Annotated in this window: 23 protein-coding genes, 1 tRNA gene and 1 pseudogene; 12 read left to right on the forward strand and 13 right to left on the reverse strand. The window is 67.6% G+C overall.

Features of this window, described 5'->3' with window-relative positions; all coding sequences use genetic code 11:
• The 5 genes and pseudogenes from RX333_RS14355 to aat form a co-directional block, all read left to right on the forward strand.
• Positions 1-212: pseudogene (locus tag RX333_RS14355) on the forward strand (peptidase M48); the annotation flags it as partial.
• 21 nt (positions 213-233) lie between these two features.
• Positions 234-1067, forward strand: a complete 834-nt coding sequence (locus RX333_RS14360; protein ID WP_316015643.1) for a DsbA family protein — start codon at positions 234-236, stop codon at positions 1065-1067.
• A gap of 186 nt (positions 1068-1253) precedes the next feature.
• Positions 1254-1760 carry an acetyl-CoA carboxylase biotin carboxyl carrier protein gene (accB, locus tag RX333_RS14365; protein WP_316015644.1) on the forward strand — a complete coding sequence of 169 codons (507 nt, stop codon included), beginning with the start codon at positions 1254-1256 and terminating at the stop codon, positions 1758-1760.
• A 7-nt stretch (positions 1761-1767) separates the two neighbouring features.
• Positions 1768-3117, forward strand: coding sequence for an acetyl-CoA carboxylase biotin carboxylase subunit (gene accC / locus RX333_RS14370; protein ID WP_316015645.1), 1350 nt, complete (start codon positions 1768-1770; stop codon positions 3115-3117).
• 1 nt (position 3118) lies between these two features.
• Positions 3119-3760: a leucyl/phenylalanyl-tRNA--protein transferase gene (aat, locus tag RX333_RS14375; RefSeq protein ID WP_316015646.1), complete on the forward strand. Its 642-nt coding sequence runs from the start codon at positions 3119-3121 to the stop codon at positions 3758-3760.
• Between the two features lie 2 nt (positions 3761-3762).
• Here the strand turns inward: aat and RX333_RS14380 are convergent, their stop codons facing one another.
• The 5 genes from RX333_RS14380 to RX333_RS14400 all read right to left on the reverse strand — a co-directional run bounded on the left by RX333_RS14380 (position 3763) and on the right by RX333_RS14400 (position 6423).
• Positions 3763-4401 carry a DUF2155 domain-containing protein gene (locus tag RX333_RS14380; protein ID WP_316015647.1) on the reverse strand — a complete coding sequence of 213 codons (639 nt, stop codon included), beginning with the start codon at positions 4399-4401 and terminating at the stop codon, positions 3763-3765.
• Entirely contained in the window at positions 4386-5129 is a 744-nt protein-coding gene (locus RX333_RS14385) for a class I SAM-dependent methyltransferase (protein ID WP_316015648.1), read from the reverse strand. The genes RX333_RS14380 and RX333_RS14385 overlap by 16 nt, the downstream gene beginning before the upstream one ends.
• Positions 5126-5575, reverse strand: coding sequence for an outer membrane lipid asymmetry maintenance protein MlaD (gene mlaD, locus RX333_RS14390; protein WP_316015649.1), 450 nt, complete (start codon positions 5573-5575; stop codon positions 5126-5128). Before mlaD ends, RX333_RS14385 begins: the two co-directional genes overlap by 4 nt.
• Before the next feature lie 4 nt (positions 5576-5579).
• Complete coding sequence (locus RX333_RS14395) at positions 5580-5960, reverse strand: NADH:ubiquinone oxidoreductase subunit NDUFA12 (protein ID WP_316015650.1); 381 nt, start codon at positions 5958-5960, stop codon at positions 5580-5582.
• Between the two features lie 88 nt (positions 5961-6048).
• Complete coding sequence (locus tag RX333_RS14400; RefSeq protein ID WP_316015651.1) at positions 6049-6423, reverse strand: VOC family protein; 375 nt, start codon at positions 6421-6423, stop codon at positions 6049-6051.
• A gap of 130 nt (positions 6424-6553) precedes the next feature.
• On the opposite strand from RX333_RS14400, the gene RX333_RS14405 reads away from it, so the two are divergent.
• Positions 6554-7468 carry a calcium/sodium antiporter gene (locus RX333_RS14405; RefSeq protein WP_316015652.1) on the forward strand — a complete coding sequence of 305 codons (915 nt, stop codon included), beginning with the start codon at positions 6554-6556 and terminating at the stop codon, positions 7466-7468.
• Positions 7469-7523: 55 nt separating this feature from the next.
• Here RX333_RS14405 and clpX read toward each other — a convergent pair whose 3' ends face one another.
• Together clpX and RX333_RS14415 are read right to left on the reverse strand one after the other, a co-directional pair.
• Entirely contained in the window at positions 7524-8786 is a 1263-nt protein-coding gene (gene clpX / locus RX333_RS14410; protein WP_316015653.1) for an ATP-dependent Clp protease ATP-binding subunit ClpX, read from the reverse strand.
• A 135-nt stretch (positions 8787-8921) separates the two neighbouring features.
• Positions 8922-9542, reverse strand: coding sequence for an ATP-dependent Clp protease proteolytic subunit (locus tag RX333_RS14415; protein WP_316015654.1), 621 nt, complete (start codon positions 9540-9542; stop codon positions 8922-8924).
• 179 nt (positions 9543-9721) lie between these two features.
• Here RX333_RS14415 and RX333_RS14420 point away from each other — a divergent pair, with 179 nt between their 5' ends.
• From RX333_RS14420 to RX333_RS14430, 3 genes are all read left to right on the forward strand, one after another.
• On the forward strand, positions 9722-10489 hold the full coding sequence (locus tag RX333_RS14420) for a nitrilase-related carbon-nitrogen hydrolase (protein ID WP_316015655.1): 768 nt from the start codon (positions 9722-9724) through the stop codon (positions 10487-10489).
• Positions 10486-12135 carry an NAD(P)/FAD-dependent oxidoreductase gene (locus RX333_RS14425; protein WP_316015656.1) on the forward strand — a complete coding sequence of 550 codons (1650 nt, stop codon included), beginning with the start codon at positions 10486-10488 and terminating at the stop codon, positions 12133-12135. The genes RX333_RS14420 and RX333_RS14425 overlap by 4 nt, the downstream gene beginning before the upstream one ends.
• A 209-nt stretch (positions 12136-12344) precedes the next feature.
• Positions 12345-13187: an NAD(P)-dependent oxidoreductase gene (locus RX333_RS14430; RefSeq protein WP_316015657.1), complete on the forward strand. Its 843-nt coding sequence runs from the start codon at positions 12345-12347 to the stop codon at positions 13185-13187.
• Positions 13188-13836: 649 nt separating this feature from the next.
• Here the strand turns inward: RX333_RS14430 and tig are convergent.
• The 3 genes from tig to RX333_RS14445 form a co-directional block, all read right to left on the reverse strand.
• Positions 13837-15168, reverse strand: coding sequence for a trigger factor (tig, locus tag RX333_RS14435; RefSeq protein WP_316015684.1), 1332 nt, complete (start codon positions 15166-15168; stop codon positions 13837-13839).
• A gap of 63 nt (positions 15169-15231) precedes the next feature.
• Positions 15232-15316 (reverse strand) — tRNA-Leu (locus RX333_RS14440).
• Positions 15317-15381: 65 nt separating this feature from the next.
• Positions 15382-17052 carry an NAD(P)H-hydrate dehydratase gene (locus RX333_RS14445; RefSeq protein WP_316015658.1) on the reverse strand — a complete coding sequence of 557 codons (1671 nt, stop codon included), beginning with the start codon at positions 17050-17052 and terminating at the stop codon, positions 15382-15384.
• 143 nt (positions 17053-17195) lie between these two features.
• Here RX333_RS14445 and RX333_RS14450 point away from each other — a divergent pair, with 143 nt between their 5' ends.
• Positions 17196-17534 (forward strand): P-II family nitrogen regulator, encoded by a 339-nt coding sequence (locus RX333_RS14450; RefSeq protein WP_316015659.1) that lies wholly within the window; start codon positions 17196-17198, stop codon positions 17532-17534.
• 50 nt (positions 17535-17584) lie between these two features.
• Entirely contained in the window at positions 17585-18994 is a 1410-nt protein-coding gene (gene glnA, locus RX333_RS14455) for a type I glutamate--ammonia ligase (RefSeq protein ID WP_316015660.1), read from the forward strand.
• Between the two features lie 101 nt (positions 18995-19095).
• Here glnA and RX333_RS14460 read toward each other — a convergent pair whose 3' ends face one another.
• The 3 genes from RX333_RS14460 to RX333_RS14470 all read right to left on the reverse strand — a co-directional run bounded on the left by RX333_RS14460 (position 19096) and on the right by RX333_RS14470 (position 21143).
• Positions 19096-19920, reverse strand: coding sequence for a DUF3445 domain-containing protein (locus RX333_RS14460; protein ID WP_316015661.1), 825 nt, complete (start codon positions 19918-19920; stop codon positions 19096-19098).
• A 36-nt stretch (positions 19921-19956) separates the two neighbouring features.
• Entirely contained in the window at positions 19957-20184 is a 228-nt protein-coding gene (locus tag RX333_RS14465; protein WP_316015662.1) for a hypothetical protein, read from the reverse strand.
• Between the two features lie 71 nt (positions 20185-20255).
• Complete coding sequence (locus RX333_RS14470; protein ID WP_316015663.1) at positions 20256-21143, reverse strand: endonuclease/exonuclease/phosphatase family protein; 888 nt, start codon at positions 21141-21143, stop codon at positions 20256-20258.
• Positions 21144-21235: 92 nt separating this feature from the next.
• Here RX333_RS14470 and RX333_RS14475 point away from each other — a divergent pair, with 92 nt between their 5' ends.
• Positions 21236-22453 carry a bifunctional alpha/beta hydrolase/OsmC family protein gene (locus tag RX333_RS14475; RefSeq protein ID WP_316015664.1) on the forward strand — a complete coding sequence of 406 codons (1218 nt, stop codon included), beginning with the start codon at positions 21236-21238 and terminating at the stop codon, positions 22451-22453.

A 22453-nucleotide genomic window follows, 5' to 3' on the forward strand; every position in this document is an offset into this window, starting at 1 on the left:
CGGGCACCCCCGTCTCGCTGCGCGCGCTGGCCGAGGCGCATGCACGGCTCGGCAACCCGGCCCAGGCCGCCCTCTACACCGCCGAGCGCTATGCGCTGTCGGGCGCGCGCGCGGACGCGATCCGCTTCGCCACGCAGGCCCGCGACGGGTTGCCCAATGGCTCGCCCGACTGGATAAGGGCACAGGACTTGCTGACGGCGCTCGATCGCTGACGGAACGGAAAGGGACAGAACATGACACGCAACCTGCTGACCGGCGTGGCAGCCGCCGCCCTGATCGCGGCCCTCGGCATCGGCCTGTGGTCGGCCTCGGGCCTCGACGAGCGGTCCGCGCCCGTCGTCGCCGCCGACACCCCCCGCCTGACCCTGCCAGAGGAGGAGAACGCCCTCCCGCCCGAGGAGCGTGCCGTGCTTCAGGCCGAGATGCGCCGCTACCTGCTGGAAAACCCCGAGATCATCATGGAGGTGATCGGCGTGCTGGAGGCGCAACAGGCCGCCGAGGCCCAGCAGGCGGAGCTGCAGATGGTCCGCGCCAGCGCCGACGCGCTCTATGAGGACGGCTATTCCTTCGTCGGCGGCAATCCCGAGGGCGACATCACGCTGGTCGAGTTCCTCGACTACCAGTGCGGCTACTGCAAGCGCGCGCATCCGGAGGTCGGGGCGCTGCTCGAAGCGGACGGAAACATCCGGCTCGTGGTCAAGGAATTCCCGATCCTCGGCCCCGTCAGCGAGACCGCCTCGCGCGCCGCGATGTCGGTGCTGGAGGGCCAGGGCGAGGACCTCTACAAGGCGTTCAGCGACGCGCTGATGGAATTCCCCGGCCGCCTCGACGACCAGCAGATCTTCCGCGTGGCCGAGCGTGTGGGCGTCGATGTGGATGCGATGCGCGACGGCATGGACAGCGCCGAGATCGACGAGCAGATCGCCCAGAACCGCGCGCTCGCCGACCGGCTGGAGATCAGCGGCACGCCGACCTTCGTGCTGGGCGAGACGCTGATCCGCGGCTACCTCCCGCGCGACCAGATGGCCGAGGCGGTGCGCCTCACCCGCTCGGCCCGCGGCGGCTGATCCACCCGGCCCGACCTGCGCAAGCAACGGCGCGAGAGACCGGACACGACCCTTCCCGGACGGGGCGCGACCCGTCCGGGCTGGCCGATCCACCCTTTCACGTTACGTCACTGCATCGTATAGGTGCGACAGACAGTCACCGATGCCCCGCCCCGGCGGCGATGGGCCAGACAGATGCGAGGATTCATGGGCTCGACACGCGACGCGGACACCGCCTTCGTCAAGGCACTGGCGGAGCTTCTCAAGGATAGCGACCTGACCGAGATCGAGGTCTCGCGCCGCTACGGCGAGGACGACAAGATCGACGTCCGCGTCTCGCGCCAGACGGTGGTGCAGCAGGCCGCCCCGGCCCCCGCGGCGGTCGCCCACGCCTCCGCCCCCGCGCCCTCCGCACCCGCCGGCGTCAGCGCGCAGGCCTCCGCCCCCGCCGATGCGGCCAGCAACGATCCCGCGCAGCATCCCGGCGCGGTCACCTCGCCGATGGTCGGCACCGTCTACCTGCAGGCGGAGCCGGGCGCGCCCGCCTTCGTCTCGGTCGGCGATCAGGTCAGCGAGGGCCAGACCCTGCTGATCATCGAGGCCATGAAGACGATGAACCAGATCCCCTCGCCCAAATCCGGCAAGGTCGCGCGCATCATCGTCGGCGATGGCGAGCCGGTGGAATTCGGTGCCCCCCTCGTCGTGATCGAGTGAGGCGCCCATGTTCACCAAGGTCCTGATCGCCAATCGCGGCGAGATCGCCCTGCGCATCCACCGCGCGTGCAAGGAAATGGGCATCCGCACCGTCGCCGTGCACTCCACCGCCGATTCGGACGCGATGCACGTGCGCATGGCAGACGAGAGCGTCTGTATCGGCCCGCCGCCGGGTGGGCAGAGCTACCTGTCGATCCCCAACATCATCAGCGCGTGTGAAATCTCGGGCGCGGACGCGGTGCATCCCGGCTACGGCTTCCTGTCCGAGAACGCGCAGTTCTCCCAGATCGTCGCCGATCACGGCATCACCTTCATCGGCCCCTCGGCCGAGCATATCAACGTCATGGGCGACAAGATCGCGGCCAAGGACACGATGCGCCGCCTCGGCGTGCCCTGCGTTCCCGGCTCCGAGGGCGGGGTGAATTCGCTGGAGGACGCGCGCCGCATCGCCGCCGAAATGGGCTTCCCGGTCATCGTGAAGGCCGCGGCGGGCGGCGGCGGGCGCGGTATGAAGGTCGCGACCAGCCCCGACGATCTCGACGTCGCCTTCCAGTCCGCCCGGTCCGAGGCCAAGGCCGCCTTCGGCGACGACGCGGTCTATATCGAGAAATACCTGCAACTGCCCCGCCATATCGAGGTGCAGGTCTTCGGCGACGGCAAGGGCAACGCCGTCCATCTGGGCGAGCGGGACTGCTCGCTGCAGCGCCGTCACCAGAAGGTGTTCGAGGAGGCCCCCTCCCCCGTCATCACGCCCGAGCAGCGCGCCGCGATCGGCAAGACCTGCGCGGACGCGGTGGCGCAGATCAACTATATCGGCGCGGGCACGATCGAGTTCCTCTACGAGAACGGCGAGTTCTACTTCATCGAGATGAACACCCGCCTACAGGTCGAACACCCCGTGACCGAGGCGGTCTACGGCGTCGATCTGGTGCGCGAACAAATCCGCGTCGCCGCCGGCCTGCCGATGAGCTTCACGCAGGAGGAGCTGGTCCCCAAGGGCCACGCCATCGAATGCCGGATCAACGCGGAAAAGCTCCCGAGCTTCCGCCCCTCACCCGGCACGATCTCGACCTTCCACGCGCCCGGCGGGCTCGGCGTGCGCATGGACAGCGCCATCTATGCCGGCTACCGCATCCCGCCCTATTACGACAGCCTGATCGCCAAGCTGATCGTGGAGGGCCGCGACCGGGACGAGGCGCTGGCGCGTCTGGGCCGCGCGCTCGACGAGTTCGTGGTCGAGGGGATCGACACCACCCTGCCGCTCTTCGCGCACCTGCTGGGCGCGCGCGACGTGCAGACGGGCGACTACGACATCCACTGGCTCGAAAAATGGCTGGCGGAGGAATTCGAGGCCTGACATGCCCCGCGACGAGTTGGAGATCACGCCCAAGCTTTTGCTGAGCGCCTACGCGGCGGGCGTGTTTCCGATGGCCGAGCATCGCGACGGCGTGACCCGCTGGGTCGATCCGCACCGGCGCGGGGTCATCCCGCTCGACCGGCTGCACATCTCCCGATCCCTCGCCCGCCGCGCCCGTCGCGGCGGGTTCGAGGTCCGCGTCGACACCGCCTTCGCCGCCGTGGTCGATGCCTGCGCCGACCGGGCCGAGACCTGGATCAACGACGAGATCCGCGACCTCTATGCCGAGCTTGCCGGCATGAACGCCGCCCACTCCGTCGAGATCTGGCAAGAGGGCGCGCTCGTCGGCGGGCTCTACGGCGTGCGGCTCGGCGGCGCCTTCTTCGGGGAGAGCATGTTCAGCGCCATTCCCGACGCGTCCAAGCTCGCGCTGGTCTGGCTGGTGGCCCGACTGCGCGCCGGGGGGTTCACCCTGCTCGACACCCAGTTCGTCACCGACCACCTGACCCGCATGGGGGCGGAGGAGATCAGCCGGACCGCCTATCGCAAGCGGCTGGCCCACGCGCTCGTCCAGCAGGCCGACTTTCACGCCCTGCCCGACGGTCTGAGCGCGGACGACATCCTCGCCCGCGCGCGCGCCTGACGCTACTGCGTCGCGCCCTCGTCGAGCGGCGCGTCGTCGAGGTCATCGCCCTCCACCGCATCGCCCGCATCGGTCCCGTCCCCTTCGGTCGCGTCGCCCGCACCTTCCTCGGTCGGGGCCTCGCCATCGATCGGTTCCTCGCCCGGCAGGGTGCTCAGCGTCGATTCCAGATCGGCCGGCGCGTCGATCGGCGCCTCGAAGCCGCTGGGCATCTCGTCGATGCAACTCGCGACCCACAGGTCGTAGCGCGGGTGGTCCATCGCGTTGAGCGCGGGGCTCGTCGCGATCATCCAGCCGGAGAACTGGGGTTCGTCATAGCGCCGATCCTGGACCGTGACGAAGGCATAGGCGTCGGGCACCTCGCCCTCCGCGGGGCTGCGGCACGCCTCCAGCCGGATGTCGAGCCGCTCGTATTGCACGACGTCGCCCGCCATCACCGGCACGTCGACCGCGCGGCCCGTCATCTTGTCGAGCCCGCGCAGCATCGCGCCATTGCGCAGCTCGGAGTTGACCTCCCCGCGCTCGGGCACCGCATCGACGCCGCCGCCGAATTCCTCCTGCAACTCGCGCAGGATGTCCTGCTCGACCTGCGCCATCACGGGGGACGCGGCCAACAGGGCCGCGATCAAGGCAATACGCATGAAAACCTCACTCTCACATAATCCGCAGTCCAGTTGCCCGCCGCATCCTGCAAGGCGGGCGCCAGCAGCGCCACCACCCGGTCGAGGAACGCCCCGACATCGCCGGGCACCTTCGGCAGCACGGGGGCGGCCAGCGTCTCGATCCACGCCCGCATCCCGGCGGGCACCGGCGTGGGCCGCGGGATGATCTCGCAGCGCTCCACTTCGAATCCGCCCGCGCGCAGCCGCCCGGCATACTCGTCAGCGCTGGGGAAGAACCAGATGTCCTTCAGATCCGCCGCGACGCCGTCCTCCGCGAGGCAGGCGATCAGCGCCGTGCGGATGGCGGCCACGTTGCCATGCCCGCCGAACTCGCCCACGAAGCGGCCGCCGGGCTTCAGCGCCCGCGCCACGCCCGCGATCACCGCGTCGGGCCGCACCATCCAGTGCAGCGCGGCGTTGGAGAACACCGCATCGAATTCGCCGTCGAACTCCAGCGCATGCCCGTCCATCACCCGCGCGTCGAGCCCCAGCTCGCGCGCCGCCGCGATCATGTCCGCCGATCCATCGACGCCCACCACCTCGGCGCCTGCATCGCGCAGATGCACGCTCAGCGCACCGTCCCCGCAGCCGAGGTCCAGGATTCGCTCCCCCGGCATCGGGGCCAGCAGGTCCACCACCGGCGCGCCGAGATCGGAGACGAAGCGCGCATTGGCCCCGTAGGCTCGCGCCGACCAGGCGTCGGTCATTCGTCCTGCCCGGTGCCGAAGGCGATCAGCAGGTCGATCAGGCTGACCGAACCTTGCGTGTTGAGGATCTGACCGCCGTCCTCCAGCATGAATTCCGACCCGCCCGGCGTGATCGCCACGTAGTTGCCGCCCAGCAGCCCGTCCGCCAGGATGCGCGCGTCCGAATCCTCGGGCACCTCCACCGCCGTGTTCAGCGCCAGCGTCGCTATCGCCTGATAGGTCTGCGGATCGAGGCTGAGCCCCGAGACCGTGCCGATCTTGACGCCCGACATACGCACGTCCGTGCCCGCGCCCACCCCGGCGGCGGAGCGGAAGGCCGCCGTCAGCTCGAAATCACCGCGCCCCGGTCCGCCGAAATCGGTGGTCTGCGCGGCATAGGCGATGAACCCGCCTGCCGCGACCAGCACGGCGGCGCCGATCAGGGTTTCCGTCACATTGGAGGCCATGCGCCTACTCCGGTGTCCACGCTTCGTAATCGCCGCGGGTGCGCGGCCGCTCCTGCGGGGTCATGATCGAACCGGGGGGGCGATAGGCCATCGCCGTGCCCGTCAGGTTCTCGACATGCGGCTTTTCCCACGACTTGCGCGGCAGCGCGACCTTGCTGGGCGGCTCGTCCCAGGTGTGGTGCAGCCAGCCATGCCATTCGGGCGAGACGCGGCTCGCCTCCATGTCGCCATTGTAGATGACCCAGCGCCGCTTGCCGCCATCCTTCTGGTAGAAGACGTTGCCGGCCGCATCCTCGCCCACCTTCTCCCCGTGCCGGGCGGTGAAGATCTGGGTTCCGATGGTGGAGCTGTCCCACCAGGTCAGAAGGCGCAGGATGAAGTTCATGGCGTCCTCGCGAAATGCTTTGGCAGACAGATACGCAAACCGCGCCGCGACGTCCAGTCGGATGACCGGGCCGCGATGGCCCCGACGATCACGCTTCCTGACGCGACAGCCACCAGGTCGTGCCGTTCCCGTCATCGACGCCGCCCCGATAGTCGCCGTCGCCCGCCCGCCTCATCGGCTGCACCTCTCGGGCCCCTGCGGCCAGCGCACGGGCGAAGGCGGCATCGGGATCGGCCATATAGACATGGACATGCGCGTCCCCGGCCTCCGGCATCTCGCCCATCATCACGACCGTGTCGTCGATCCGCGTCTCGGCATGCATGATGCCGTCGCCGCTCTCGCGCGGGATGACGCGCAGCTCCTCGGCGCCGAAGACCTCTGCCGCGAAGGCGAGCGTCGCGCGGGCGTCGCGCACGATCAGGTAGGGGCTGACGCTCGTGTATCCGTCGGGTTTCCAACTCATCGGTGCACCTCCATGATCGACCCCCTCACCCTACTTGAAAGCCGCCCGCCGCGCACGCATCTCAAGCTGCCGCACCAGGGAGAGGCCGGAGCGGCGGCGCGTGCCCTCTCCTCTCCCGGACCGCCTTCCCATGTCCCTGATCCTCGTCGCCGCCGGTCTCGCCCTCCTGCTGGTCGGAGGCGAGGTGCTGGTCCGCGGTGCCGTCGCGCTCGCCACCCGCCTCGGCGTGCCCGCTCTGCTGGTCGGCCTGCTGATCGTCGGCTTCGGCACCTCCATGCCCGAGCTGCTGACCTCGGTGCAGGCGGCGCTCGCGGGCGCGCCGGGCATCGCCGTGGGCAACGTCGTCGGCTCCAACATCGCCAATATCCTGCTAATCCTCGGCGCGGCCGCCCTGGTCGCGCCCCTGCCGCTGCCCTCCACCGCGCTCGACCGCGCGGCACTGGCCGGATCGGCGCTGCTCGGCGCGCTCGCCTTGTGGAACGGCGAGGCGGGCCGCGGTGTCGGTTTGCTGCTGCTCGCCGCCCTCGCCGCCTATCTCGCCACCGCGATCTGGCTGGCAAGGCGCGGGCGGCTGGAAATCGTAACGGCTCAGGCCCCCGGCGACCCCGCCTGGCGCATCGCGCTCAACCTCGCACTCGGCCTCGGCGGGCTGCTCCTCGGCGCGCAGTTGCTGATCCGCGGCGCGGTCGAGATCGCGGAGAGCCTCGGCGTCTCGCAAACAGTCATCGGCCTGACCATCGTCGCCGTCGGCACCTCCCTGCCCGAGCTTGCCGCCTCCCTCGTCAGCGCCCGGCGCGGTCAGCCGGAGCTCGCCGTGGGCAACATCGTCGGCTCCAACATCTTCAACATCCTCGGCATCCTCGGCGTCACGGCACTGGTCGTCCCGCTGGAGGTCGCACCCCGCATCGCCGCCCTCGACATGCCGTTGCTGCTCGCGATCACGCTGATCCTGACGTTCGCCCTCTGGCGCGGCTGGCGGATCGCCCGCGGGGCCGGGGCCGCGATGCTGCTGGGCTACGCCGCCTACCTCGCCCTGTCCGCCTGACACGAAAAAGGCCGCCCCCGGACGGGAGCGGCCCTCTCTCACGCGACGGTCGGAATCACCCCGCCGTCGCCGGTTCCTTCGCCTTGTCGGCATAGACGTAGATCGGCTTGCCCTCGCCATCGACCGCGTCGGGCTTGACCACGACCTCCTCCACGCCTTCCAGCGCCGGCAGGTCGAACATCGTGTCGAGCAGGATCGCCTCCAGGATCGAACGAAGCCCGCGCGCGCCCGTCTTGCGCTCGATCGCCTTGCGGGCGATCGACTTAAGCGCCTCGTCGGTGAAGGTGAGCTTGGCATCCTCCATCTCGAACAGGCGCTGGTACTGCTTGACCAGCGCGTTCTTCGGCTCGCTCAGGATCGTGACCAGCGCGTCCTCGTCCAGATCGCGCAGCGTCGCGATCACCGGCAGGCGGCCGACGAATTCCGGGATCAGGCCGAATTTCAGCAGATCCTCCGGCTCCAGCTCCGAGAACAGCTCCCCGATGCCCTTCTCGTTCGCATCGCGCACATCCGCGCCGAAGCCCATGGCCGAGCCGCGACCACGCTGCGCGATGATCTTGTCGAGCCCCGCGAAGGCGCCGCCGCAGATGAACAGGATGTTCGTGGTGTCCACCTGCAGGAACTCCTGCTGCGGATGCTTGCGACCACCCTGCGGCGGTACGCTCGCCACGGTGCCTTCCATGATCTTGAGCAGCGCCTGCTGCACGCCCTCGCCCGACACGTCGCGGGTGATCGACGGGTTGTCCGACTTGCGGCTGATCTTGTCGACCTCGTCGATATAGACGATGCCGCGCTGCGCCCGCTCCACGTTGTACTCGGCCGATTGCAGCAGCTTGAGGATGATGTTCTCCACATCCTCGCCCACGTAACCGGCCTCGGTCAGCGTGGTCGCGTCCGCCATGGTGAAGGGCACGTCGAGGATGCGCGCCAGCGTCTGCGCCAGCAGCGTCTTGCCGCAGCCCGTGGGGCCGATCAGCATGATGTTGGACTTGGCCAGTTCCACGTCCGAGTTCTTCGACGCGTGCTCCAGCCGCTTGTAGTGGTTGTGCACCGCGACCGACAGGACGCGCTTGGCCCCTTCCTGCCCGATCACGTAATCGTCGAGCACCTGGCAGATCTCCTGCGGCGTCGGCACGCCATCGGTGGATTTCACCAGGCCCGATTTCGTCTCCTCGCGGATGATGTCGGTGCACAGGCCCACGCATTCATCGCAGATGAACACGGTGGGGCCCGCGATCAGCTTGCGCACCTCGTGCTGGCTCTTCCCGCAGAAGGAGCAGTAGAGGGTGTTTTTCGACTCGCCGCCGGATTTGCTCATCGGGTCTCTCCTCTCACCGGGCGCATCCCGCGCGCCGGTGTCCGCAACTAGGGTATTGGAGCGTCCCCGTCACCAAATGACAAGGGGCCGCTCCGTCGCATTGCCGCGTGACGGCGGCGCGTCGCGCGGGGCGGGTCAGGTCTCGGCCTGCTCGCGGCGGCTCAGCACCTTGTCGATCAGGCCCCACTCCTTGGCCTTTTCGGGGTCCATGAAGTTGTCCCGCTCCAGCGCGTCCACGACCGTGTCGTAATCCTGGCCGGTATGCTCGACATAGATCTCGTTCAGCCGCTTCTTCAGCTTCTCGGTGTTGCGCGCATGGATCAGGATATCCGTCGCCTGGCCCTGATACCCGCCCGAGGGCTGGTGCACCATGATCTGGGCGTTGGGCAGCGAATAGCGCATGTCCTTCGCACCCGCCGTCAGCAGGAGCGAGCCCATGCTGGCTGCCTGGCCCACGCACAGCGTCGACACCTTGGGCTTGATGTACTGCATCGTGTCGTAGATCGACAGGCCAGCCGTCACCAGCCCGCCGGGCGAGTTGATATACATCTGGATCTCGGTCTTCGGATTTTCCGATTCGAGCCAGAGAAGCTGCGCCACGATCAGGCTCGCCATGCCGTCATGCACGGGGCCGTTGACGAAGATGATCCGTTCCTTGAGCAAGCGGGAGAAGATGTCGTAGGCCCGCTCGCCGCGCGCCGACTGCTCCACCACCATGGGCACAAGGTTCATGTAGGTCTCGATGGGGTCGTTCATGCCTGTGCCTCGTCCTCTCCGGGGGCCGGTGCCCCCGGTCCTTCGGGAAAGTCCGGTAAGGTGTAATCACGCCCACCGGGGTCTGCAAGGGGCGGTGCTGCGGGGCATGGACCCGGCCCCCGCATTGACCCCGCGCGCCGGGACGGCAAGGATGCGCCCTTGGACCTGACGGAGTGTCGATGCGCCTCGCCCTTTTGCAATGCCAGCCCACGCGCACACCCAGCGGGGCACTCACCCGGCTGGAGGACGCCGCGCGCGAGGCGGCGGCGGGCGGCGCGGACCTGATGATGACGCCCGAGATGTTCCTGACCGGCTACACCGTGGGCCGCGACGCCCTCGACCCGCTGGAGGCCGCACCGGACGAGGGCCTTTGGGCCGAGGCGGCCGCCATCGCCCGCGCCCACTTGCCGATCCTGACCACCGGCCCCCTGCCCGGCCACGGCAACGGCGCGGTCCTGTTCGACGCGGACGGCGAAATCCGCACGCAGTACCGCAAGGCCCATCTCTACGGCGACGTGGACGCCGCGCAGTTCACCCAAGGCGACCGGCTGTCGGAGGTCTTCGACTTCGCCGGGCTGCGCTGCGCGCTCGCCATCTGCTTCGACATCGAGTTCCCCGAGCTAGCCCGCACCCTAGCCCGCCGCGGGGCGGAGCTGCTGCTGGTCCCCACCGCCAACATGCACCCCTACACGGGCGTCGCCACCCGCCTCGTGCCCGCCCGCGCGCAGGAGAACGGCCTCGCCATCGCCTATGCCAACTATACCGGCCCCGACGGCACGTTCGACTATTGCGGGCTCAGCTGCATCGTCGGCCCCGACGGCGCCGACCTCGCCCGCGCGGGCGACGCGGCGGGGCTGGTCATCGCCGACATCACCCGAGACGACGTGACGCGGGTCCGCGCCGATCTCGACTATCTCTCCCAGACCCGGACGGAGCTCTATACGTGAGCCAACCAGTCACCGCCTTCGGCCCCGATTTTCCGTTTTCCTACGATCGCTGGCTCGGCCACCCGCAGGGCCTCGGGACCCTGCCCTCCCGCCACCACGGCGCGAAGGTCGCGATCATCGGCGCGGGCATGGCGGGCATCACCGCGGGCTACGAGCTGATGCGCATGGGCCTGCGCCCGATCTTCTACGAGCCGGGCCGCATCGGCGGGCGTCTGCGCTCGCAGGCCTTCACCGGCCAGACCGACGTGGTGGCCGAGCTTGGCGGCATGCGCTTTCCCAAATCCTCCCGCGCCTTCTACCACTACGTCAACAAGCTGGGGCTGAAGGTCAAACCCTTCCCCAACCCGCTGACCAAGGCCGCGGGCTCCACCGTCATCGAGATCGAGGGGCGCCGCCACTATGCCGAGACGCTCGACGACCTGCCCGAGCTCTACCGCGAGGTGGCCGAGGCCTATGACGCCGCGCTGGAGGAAGGCGCCCGCTTCTCCGACCTCAAGGCCGCCATCTCCGCGCGCGACGTGGACCGGATCAAGGAGATCTGGAACCCGCTGGTGAAGGCCTGGGACGAGCGCACCTTCTACGATTTCGTCGTCTCCTCCGAAGCGTTCCAGAAACTTTCCTTCCACCACCGAGAGGTCTTCGGCCAGGTCGGCTTCGGCACCGGCGGCTGGGACAGCGACTTTCCCAACTCGATGCTGGAGATCCTGCGCGTCAACCTCACAGAACTCGACGACGACCAGCACCTGATCGCGGGCGGGGCCGACCAGGTGCCGCAAGGGATCTGGGCCCATGCCCCCGTCGGCCCCGTGCACTGGCCGCACGGCACCACGCTCAAGTCGCTCAACGGCGGCGCCCCGCGCACCGGGGCGGCCCGCATCTTCCGCGACAAGCGCGGACAGCTCTGCGTCACCGACAAGTGGGGCCATACCGACGCCTACGAGGCCGTCGTCGTCACCTGCCAGTCCTGGCTGATGACCACCGCGATCGAGGTGCAGGAGAACCTGTTCTCGCCCAAGCTGTGGATGGCGCTCGACCGCACCCGCTACATGCAGTCGTCCAAGACCTTCGTGATGACCGACCGCCCCTTCTGGCGCGACCGCGACGCCGAGGGGCGCGAGGTGATGTCGATGACCCTGACCGACCGGCTGACGCGCGGCACCTACCTGCTCGACCAGGGGCCGGGCAAGCCGGGGGTCATGTGCCTGACCTATTCGTGGATGACCGACGCGCTCAAGATGCTGCCCCTGCCGGTGGAGCAGCGCGTCTCCCTCGCCCTCTCGGCGCTGGAGCAGATCTATCCCGGCGTCGACATCCGCAGCCACATCATCGGCGACCCGATCACGGTGAGCTGGGAGGCCGACCCCAACTTCCTCGGTGCCTTCAAGGGCGCGCTTCCGGGGCACTACCGCTACAACCACCGCATGTACTCGCATTTCGTGCAGAGCGGGAAGCCGCAGATGGAGCGGGGTATCTTCCTCGCCGGGGACGACGTGAGCTGGACGCCGGGCTGGGTCGAGGGCGCCGTCTCCACCGCGCTGAATGCCGTCTGGGGCGTGATGGACCACCTCGGCGGCCGCACCGAACGCACCAATCCCGGCCCCGGCGACTGCTGGTCGGAACTGGGCCCGGTGGAATTGGGGGAGTGACATGAAAGGGCCGGTTTCGACCAGAAACCGGCCAGCGCCCGACCTCCCCCCGGGAGGGCGCTTTTGCAATGGCTCACATCGCGGCACCGTCATTCGGCTTTGACGGATAAACTGCATCACATCTAGGGTCCGAGCGCCCACCCGAGGTCGGCCGCTGGCCTGCCGTGGCAAGGCAGCTGACAATGCGCTCACGTCAGAAAGGACAGACCATGCCCCACCTCGCCATCCTCGGCCTCGGCCGCATGGGCACCGCGATGGCCCGCCGCTTCTCGGCACAAGGCCACGCCCTCACCGGCTGGACCCGATCGGGCCGCAGCCCCGACGGCATCGCGACCGCCACGTTCGAGGACGCCGTCGCCCGCGCCGACACGATCGTCACCAGCCTCTACGACGACACGGCGGTCGCCGAAACGCTCGACCGCCTCGCGACGCTGGACCTCACCGGCAAGCTGATCGTCGAGACCTCGACCGTCCGCCCGCAGGTCCTGCGCAGCCGCCTCGACGCGCTGCAGGCGGCAGGCGCCAGCGCCGTCGACGCCCCGATCTCCGGCGGCCCCGAACTGGTCGAGGCGGGACACTGCGGTATCTTCATCGGCGGCACCGATGCCGACGCCGCCCGGGCCATCGAAACGCTCACATCCCTCACCGACCGGATCTTCCACACCGGGCCGCTCGGCACCGGCATGGCGATGAAGACGGTCAACAACGCGATGATCCAGGCCTATTTCGCGGGGCTGGCCGAGTTGCTGCCCCTCGCCCGCGAAAGCGGCCTCGATTTCGAGACCGCGATCCGCATCCTCGCCACCGGCCCCGCCGGGATGCCGCTGCTGAAGGATCGTCTGCCCAAGGCATTGGGAGAGGACGACACGGTCGGCTTCAGCCTCGCGGACGTGATGAAGGACAATGCCGTCTTCCGCGCCGCCCTGACCGATGCGGGCCTGCCTACCCCCCTGCTCGACCGCTTCGCGATGCTGGCGGGCGAAGCGACCGAGGCGGGCGCAGGCCCGAACGACGTCGCCGCCTTCGTCCCCTTCGCCTACGACCGGCGCTGACGCGCCGCGGATTTCGCCCTTCGGGCGAGGATATTTGCAGGAAGTGAAAAGGGCGGACGGCGGTGCTCTCTGGCGCAGTTGATGAAAGGGTTACCCGAGTCTCTTCGGACCTCACATCTACGGCCAAGCGATCCCAGCCGCCATCCTCAAACATTATTCGCTGGCCTGTTAGCAGGACCCCACTTCCGATTATTGCCTCACATGAGCCAGTTCATCAGTAGTGTCCTCCGACGTCCCGTCGGTCAGTTCGCGAACCGATCCAATCCGCTGGAACGGCATACATTCTGTTCTATCCCAATCCCCTTTGGGACCACTTCAAGCATGGCGGATCACGCCTGCCTCAAGCATGGGGACTACACGAAAAGTTCCACTGGAGAACTCCTTTCGCCTGCCGCTTATGGCAGTGAACAGAAGGTAAATACGAGTCAGGCCCTCTGCAACATATCGCCGACAAATTTTCTACGCGGGCGGTTTCACTCTCGCCAAATATCCCCGCCGGAGGCTCCGACCGAAAGGTTAACGCGGCGCGACCTGCCAGCCAGGTGCCATACGCGTGCCATACGCATCGCAGACCGCTTTTATCGGCGTTAATCCATGAAAAAGGGCGCCCCGCGGGACGCCCTCCTCATTGCCGGAACATGGGTGCGGATCACTCCGCATCCATCTCCTCGATGGCCTTCTGAAGCTCGTCCTTGCTGACGGTCTTCTCGTCGATCTTCGCCTGTTCCAAGATGTGATCCACGACCTTGTCCTCGAAGAGGGGCGCGCGGATTTGCTGCAGAGCCTGTTGATTCGACTGGATAAAGTCGAAGAAGGCCTTTTCCTGACCCGGATACTGACGGGCCTGCTGGAACACGGCCTGCTGCAGTTCCTGATCCGTCACCGTCACCTCGGCCTTCTGCCCGACCTCGGCCAGCAGCAGACCCAGACGCACGCGCCGCTCGGCGAGCGTCTTGTGCTCCTCCGTCGGCTCGATCTTGTCGTGGTTGTGCCCCTGCACCTCCGGATGCTCCTCATGCCAAAGCTGATGCGCGATCTGGTTCGCCTCCGCCTCGACCATCGAGGGCGGGAGGTCGAATTTCACTGCGTCATCAAGGGCATCGAGCAGGTTGCGCTTGGTCACCGTGCGGGCGGCTCCGGCATATTCGGCGGCCAGACGCTCGCGTAGTTGGCCTTTGAGCGCGTCGAGATCCTCGGCACCGTATTTCTGCGCCAGCTCGTCGTCGATCTCCGCCGCGGTCGGCTCGGCCACCGCCTTGACGGTCACGTCGAACACGGCCTCCTTGCCGGCGAGGTTCGCCGCCTGGTACTCGGCCGGGAAGGTCACTTCGACGGCCTTCTCCTCGCCTTCCTTGACACCGACGAGCTGCTCCTCGAAGCCGGGGATGAACTGGCCCGAGCCCAGCACCAGCGGGAAATCCTCGGCCGCGCCGCCCTCGAAGGGCTCGCCGTCGACCTTGCCCACGAAGTCGATGGTGACCTGGTCGCCATCCTTCGCCTTCGAGCCCTTGCGCCGCTTCTTGAAGTTCTGCGCGGTCTCGGCGAGGTTCGCGAGCGCCTCGTCCACCGCCTCGTCCTCGACTTCCGCCGTCATCTTCTCGACCGTCAGGGCGGAAAAATCGACCTCGGGGATGTCGGGCAGCTTCTCATAGGAGACGTTGACGACCACGTCGTCGCCTTCTTTCCAGTCATCCTTGGCCATCGTGACGTTGGGCTGCATGGCCGGGCGGTCGCCGGTGGTCTCGAAATGCGACTTGAGCGCGTCGTCGATGCCTTCCTGCATCGCCTCGCCCAGCACGGACTTGCCGAACTGCTTCTTCAGCAGGGCCTTGGGGACCTTGCCCTTGCGAAAGCCCTTCATCTGCACTTCGGTGCGGGCGGCCTCGAGCTTCTCGTCCACCTTCGCCTCGAGCTCGGCGGCCGTCATCGTGATCTCGTAGCCCCGCTTCAGGCCGTCGTTCTGGGTCTCGTTGACCTGCATTCGTCTCACCTCGGTCATGGGCCCCCGCGCCGGGGGCGTCTCGTCTCATCCAGGGCGGCCCCTTGGTGCGGGCGAAGGGACTCGAACCCCCACGCCTCGCGGCACCAGAACCTAAATCTGGCGTGTCTACCAATTCCACCACGCCCGCATAGGGGCCTGTCGGGGTCGCCCCCGCCAAATCCGGCCCCGATTAGCAGAGGGCCGGGGGGGACGCTAGGGGGAATTGGCCGTGAGCCGCGCCAGCACGCGCGGAAGCTGCTCGGGCAGATCCTCCGCGATCAGGCCGGGGCCAAAAGCGAGGGCGCATTCGGTGTGGAGGAAGGCGGCGGTTGCGGCGGCGTTGTGCGGGGTGAGACCGCGCGCCAGCAGGCCGGTGATGAAACCCGCCAGGACGTCGCCCGAGCCTGCGGTGGCGAGCCACGGGGCCGACCGCTCATAGACCGATGCGTTGATCGAACAGCGCCCGTCCGGGTCGGCGATGACCGAGTCGGGGCCCTTATAGAGCACGGTGCATCCCGCGCGCGCAGCCGCCTCGCGGGTTGCATCGACCTTGGAATAGGCGGGGCCGGAGGTCGGGACGGCGTCGAGCCGTTCTGCGAGATCGGGGAACAGGCGCGCGAACTCGCCCGCGTGGGGCGTCAGGACGCATCTGGGATGCAGCATCACGAAAAAACGCGCCGGGCTGTCGGCGAAGGCGGTCAGCGCATCGGCGTCGAGTACGGTGGCGCGGGTCGCGGCGAGGGCTGTGAGGACAAGCTCGGCCGCGCGCTCGACGCCCAGACCGGGGCCGAGGCAGAGGGCGTTGATACGGTCGTCCTGCAAGACTCCGGCCAGAGCATCCGCATCGCGAACGGGTTGAAGCATGATGGCGTTGAGCTGCGCCGCATTCTCGATGAGCGCCGAAGGCGGCGGGGCGACGGTGACGAGACCCGCACCGATCCTGAGAGCCCCCCGCCCGGCCAGGCGGGCAGCACCGCCCCGGCCTACGCCACCGGCGAGGACGAGCGCATGGCCGTGGGCGTATTTGTGCGCGCCTGTGCGTGCGATAACAGCTGGAGAGACACCCTCGATCAGTCTTACCGAGCGATACGAAGCGTCGAGGATCGCGCCCGGCCCGAGGGGGGGCGCATCGCGCCCGCCCTGGGGGGCGGGTCGGGCGCGATCCGGGGCTGACGCCCCGGAAAACAGGGAATGCAGGCCGATATCGACAACTCTAAGGGTTCCGCACCAGGTTGCGCCGCCACTAAGCTTGCCGCCACCACAGAGCACGTGACCGAGCTTCTTCCGTCCGAACGTCACGGTGAGCGTTGCGATGAAGGCGCCCTCCAAGTTCGTTCCGGAGTCGCTGCAGATACCGCTGGGCATGTCGATAGCGACTACGGCACCACCCGACCCCAAGAAGGACTTACCCATGATGCCCCGCCAGGTTGAGGCGGTGTCATTCGGCATCGTTCGGGACAGACCGATCCCGAAAAGAGCATCGATGACGAGGCCTTCTTCGATCTCATCGATCTCATCTTCGATAGAGCTATCAGACCACGCGGAAATGTCCCCCATCTCCAACCACCGCTCGGCGTTCACCTTGGCATCCGGCGGCAATGCCCCGACTTCGCCGTAGAGGAAGACGTCCACGTCCCAGCCGCGCTCCTTCAGCAGGCGCGCCACGACGAAGCCGTCGCCGCCATTGTTGCCGGGACCGCAGAGCACCACCGCCCGGTGCGGGGTCGTGGCGAAATGGGGCCATTCCTCCAGCACCGCATCGACCACGCCGCGCCCCGCGCGCTCCATCAGTTCCAGCCCCGTCACGCGGCCGCTGTCGATCGCGGCCTGTTCGAGCGCGCGCATCTGGGCCGCGGTCAGCAGGACGGACTTCTCATCTTGCATCGAAAACGGGCCTCCTGCCCAAAATTTGTGCACATTCGCCGGATTCGACGCTTCCCCCCGCCGCCCCACATCGCCCATCATTGAAATGCGCCGCGACCGATGTTTGGTATCGCGGGCAAGGAGAGCATGGCAGAGGGTATTCCATGAAGAAGATCGAAGCGATCATCAAACCTTTCAAACTCGACGAGGTGAAAGAGGCGCTTCAGGACGTTGGCATCCAGGGCCTGTCGGTAATCGAGGCCAAGGGCTTCGGCCGGCAGAAGGGGCATACCGAGCTCTACCGCGGTGCCGAATATGTCGTGGATTTCCTGCCCAAGGTGAAGGTCGAGGTGGTGGTGGACGACGCGCTCGTCGAACCGGCCATCGAGGCGATCGTCGCCGCGGCCAAGACCGGCAAGATCGGCGACGGCAAGATCTTCGTGATGGACGTCTCCCACGCCATCCGCATCCGCACCGGGGAAGAGGGCGCGGAAGCGCTCTGACCGACCCCGGCGAAATCAACGAAATCCCAGCAGAGAGGACAAGAGAGACCATGAGTGCGAACTCCGATCTCGTGAAGATGATCAAGGACGAGGATATCGCCTATGTCGATATCCGTTTCACCGACCCGCGCGGCAAGCTGCAGCACGTCACCGTGATGAGCGACCAGGTCGACGAGGACTTCCTGGAGGAAGGCTTCATGTTCGACGGCTCGTCCATCGCCGGCTGGAAGGCGATCAACGATTCCGACATGAAGCTGATGCCCGATCCCGCATCGGCCTATGTCGATCCGTTCTACGCGGAAAAGACGCTCTGCGTGCACTGCACGATCGTCGAGCCCGACACCGGCGAGATCTATGACCGCGATCCGCGCGGCACGGCCGAGCGGGCAGAGGCCTACCTGAAATCCTCGGGCATCGGCGACGACTTCTTCGTCGGGCCGGAAGCCGAGTTCTTCGTGTTCGACGACGTGCGCTACTCCACCTCCATGAACAAGGTGGCGTTCGAGGTCGACGCGGTGGACGGTGCCTGGAACACCGACTCCGAGTACGAGATGGGCAATACCGGCCACCGTCCGGGCGTGAAGGGCGGCTACTTCCCCGTCAACCCGATCGATCCGGGCCAGGACCTGCGCTCCGAGATGCTGTCCACGATGAAGCGGATGGGCATGAAGGTGGACAAGCACCACCACGAGGTCGCGTCCAACCAGCACGAACTCGGCCTGATCTTCGACAAGCTGACCGCCCAGGCGGACAACCTGCAGAAGTACAAGTACGTCATCCACAACGTGGCGGACGCCTATGGCAAGTCGGCGACTTTCATGCCCAAGCCCATGGCGGGCGACAACGGCACCGGCATGCACGTCAACATGTCGATCTGGAAGGACGGCAAGCCGCTCTTCGCAGGTGACAAGTATGCCGACCTCAGCGACGAGGCGATCTACTTCATCGGCGGCATCCTCAAGCACGCGAAGGCGCTCAACGCCTTCACCAACCCGTCGACCAACTCCTACAAGCGTCTGATCCCCGGCTTCGAGGCTCCGGTGCTGCGCGCCTATTCCGCGCGCAACCGTTCGGGCTGCGTCCGGATCCCGTGGACCGAGAGCCCCAAGGCGAAGCGCGTCGAGGCCCGCTTCCCCGATCCGTCGTCGAACCCGTACCTCTGCTTCTCGGCCCTGCTGATGGCCGGTCTCGACGGGATCATGAACAAGATCCATCCCGGCGACGCGAACGACAAGGATCTCTACGACCTGCCCCCCGAGGAGCTGGCCGAGATCCCGACCGTCTGCGCGTCCCTGCGCGAGGCGCTGGACGAGCTGCAGAAGGATCACGAGTTCCTGCTAGCCGGCGACGTCTTCACCAAGGACCAGATCGACGCCTATTGCGATCTGAAATGGGAAGAGGTCTACGCCTACGAGCACACGCCGCACCCGATGGAGTACAAGCTCTACTACTCCTGCTGAGCGGGACCGTATCGGACGGAAAGGGGCGCCCCGGCGGGCGCCCCTTTTGCGTTCACCATCTGCAATCTGGCGACACGGCCGACGGCCGAACCGGGCCGAGCCTATGCGGCGCGGTCGATTGCCGCGACGATCCGGGCGCGTGCATCATCCCCGCCCTTGTAGCCCCGCTCGACCGGGCCGAGCGCGTCGAAGGCTGTGAGCAGGTCGACCAGGGCCTCGCGCGGCACGGCGCCGACCGGCGCGATGTCGGTCTTGATCGAAAAGACCACGCCGCCCGTCTCGGGCAGCTTCAGGAGGCTCTGCCGCTCCACCCGCAGATAGAGCCCGCCCGACCAGTCGGCGCGCTTCTCCTCGAATTCGAGAAGCGGGTTGTGCAGGTCGGCGTCGGGATAGAGGAGCCAGTTCGCCCGCCACAGGGGACGGCCGGGCCGCAGCGCGTCGAACAGGCGCTGCACCCGGCGTTCGAGCTCCCCGGAATAGAACGGCACGGGGACATGGATGCGTCCCAGATCACGCCCGATCTTCTGCCCCAGCGTCCAGTGCGAGGGAAAGCACAGCACGCCCGCCTCGAGCACCCAGCGACCATCGCGCGGCACCAGCAGCAGCAGATCCTCCTGCACGAGGCGGCCCGACCGGATCAGCGGATCCGGCTCGTCCACCACGACACCATCCGGGCGTCGGATGCCGTCATGGGACGCGGTATAGCCGGGGTCGGTTGCCAAAGACGTCGCGACCTGCGCGGCCATCTCTCGAATGGCGGCCTCGCTGCCGTCCCGCCGAGCGGTGACCAGCTCCCGCCGCCCGGCGATCAGCCGATCGCGCAGCGCCATCTGGTCGGCGAAGGTTTCGTCCCGTTGCAGCCAATCGGCCGGATCGAGCGGCTGCATTCCGGGATTTCGGGCGGTGTGGGCCTTCCGCCAGGGCATCACGGGAAGGCGATCGCGGATCAACGCCACGGGCTGTCAGCCATCGCCGTCCATCGGGCGGATCCCCGGCGCGGGATCGTCCTCGCGTTCGACGGCAAGCATCTCGACGGCGAGGTCAACCGCTCGGGCCGTCGCCTCGCACCCCTCGTCACGGGCGCGGGTCCTCAGATCGCACAGGTCGGCATGCAGTCGGCTGATCCGGGAACCAGCCATCATTTCGGTTACTCCGATGATACCGCTCTTGCGCTCCACGACCGCTCCCATTCCATCATCCGTGTGGGACAGCCTAACCCGAATGCGCGGCAGGACAATGGTTTTCGGCGATCTGAGGCGGCTCAGGGACCGATCCGGGCCAGCAAGGCCCGGTGGTCGGAGCCATGCTTTGGCAGCAAAGTCACTTCGGCGCCCCAGCCCTCCGGGACGAGGACGTGGTCGATCGCGAGGCCCGGCCAGAACGGCGACGCGGGCTCGATGCCGAAGGTCGGTCGGACGCCGGGAACGGTGTGGGTGCCCGTCGCCGCCTCCACCCGTGTGACGGCATGGGACCAGGCGGTGTTGTTGAAGTCGCCCGCCATGACGACCGGCAGCGTTTCGTCGCCCAGCAGATCCTCGATCTCGGCGATGGATCGCGACTGCGCGTAGGGCCACGGCCAGAACGGGTGAACGGACGCGACCCTGACCCGCCCGATCGGCGTGTCGGCGGTCGCCGCCATCACCGTGCGGCCGCACGTGACATCGCTGAGCGGGAACCGGCTGAAGATCTGAGCATCCGTGGTCGAGGCGTTGGGACAGTCGGGAACATGCGGATAGGCGCGTGACAGAAGTGAGAGAAGCGAGGTGGCCGGGCCGCCGATCTCTTGCAATGTCAGGATGTCGGCATCGTAGCTTTCGAGCGCGGCTGCAAGGCTCAGAAAATCGCCATGCATCAAAAGGACGTTGTGCTGCAGCAGGGTAATCGTCTCACCCTCGGGTGCACGTGCGCCCCAGCCGGTGGCGAGGATCGGCAGCGCCTGTGCGATGACGGCGAGCGCGGCCAGACGCTCTGCCAGAACGGCACGCGCGGGGAGGCTGACGGCGTAGAGGACCAGAGCCAGCAATCCCAGTTGCAGGCGCAACGCGGCGAAGCTGTCGCCCGCGGGATGCAGCGCACCGAGATAGGCGGCCAGCGCAGCCAGCAGCAGCGCCGCGGCCGCGATTGTCATGCACATGCGAACGAACTTCATCCCTCACCTTCCCGCGACCCGCCCTGTCAATCCGGGGGTGCCCGTGCCTAGATAGGGCCGACCGGCAGGATAGCGAAGCGGCGGAGAGCGGAATGGGAAGCGAGAAACTGACATTCGAGGGCCATTCGGGCGACAGGCTTGCCGCACGGCTGGACCGGCCCGAGGGGCCGCATCTGGCCACCGCGATCTTCGCGCATTGCTTCACCTGTTCCAAGGATATCGCCGCCGCGCGCCGCATCTCGCAACGTCTGACGCAGGCGGGCTTCGCCGTGCTGCGCTTCGACTTCACCGGGCTCGGCCATTCGGATGGCGAATTCGCGAACACGCATTTCAGCTCCAATGTCGGCGATCTGCTGGCCGCGGCGCGGCATCTGGAGGGGATGGGCCTCGCCCCCGACCTGCTCGTCGGTCATTCGCTGGGTGGCGCCGCGGTCATCAAGGCCGCGCCCGATCTGGCGAGCGTCAAGGCCGTCGCCACGATCGGCGCGCCCGCCGACCCCCACCACGTCACCGCCAATTTCGGCGACCACCTGGCAGAGATCGCCGCGCGCGGAAAGGCCGAGGTGCACCTCGGCGGTCGGCCCTTCACCATCCGGCAGGAATTCGTCGAGGACGTCGCCTCCAGCAAGCTGGAGGATGCGTTGCGCGGCCTGCGGCGCGCCCTGCTGATCCTGCATGCGCCGGGGGACCGGACGGTCGGCATCGACAACGCGACCGAGCTGTGGATGGCCGCGCGCCACCCCAAGAGCTTCGTCACGCTCGACGACGCGGACCATCTGTTGAGCGACGCGAAGGATGCCGAATATGCCGCCGACGTCATCGCGAGCTGGGCCGCGAAATATGTCGACCTCACCCCACCGGCCAAGCCGGTCGGCGCGCCCGAGGGGGTGGTGCGCACCTCCGAATCCTCGCCGGACGGATTCCTGCAGGACATCAGCGCGGGGCCGAAGCATCACATCCTCGCGGACGAACCCGAATCCTATGGCGGCACCGATCTGGGCTTTACGCCTTACCAACTGCTCGCCGCCGGGCTCGGGGCCTGTACCTCGATGACGTTGCGGATGTATGCGCGGCGCAAGGGGCTGAACCTGACGCATGTCGAGGTCGACGTGACCCACGACAAGATCCACGCCTCCGACTGCGATACCTGCACGCAGGGCGAGGGCCGCATCGACCACCTCAACCGCACGATCCGGCTCCAAGGCGACCTGACCGAGGCGGACCGGCAGAAGCTGCTGGAGATCGCGGACAAGTGCCCCGTGCACAAGACGCTGGAAACCGGCGCGCATGTCACGACCTCGCTTGCCTGA

The organism is Roseobacter sp. HKCCA0434 (assembly GCF_032464675.1).
Lineage (GTDB): Bacteria > Pseudomonadota > Alphaproteobacteria > Rhodobacterales > Rhodobacteraceae > Pontivivens.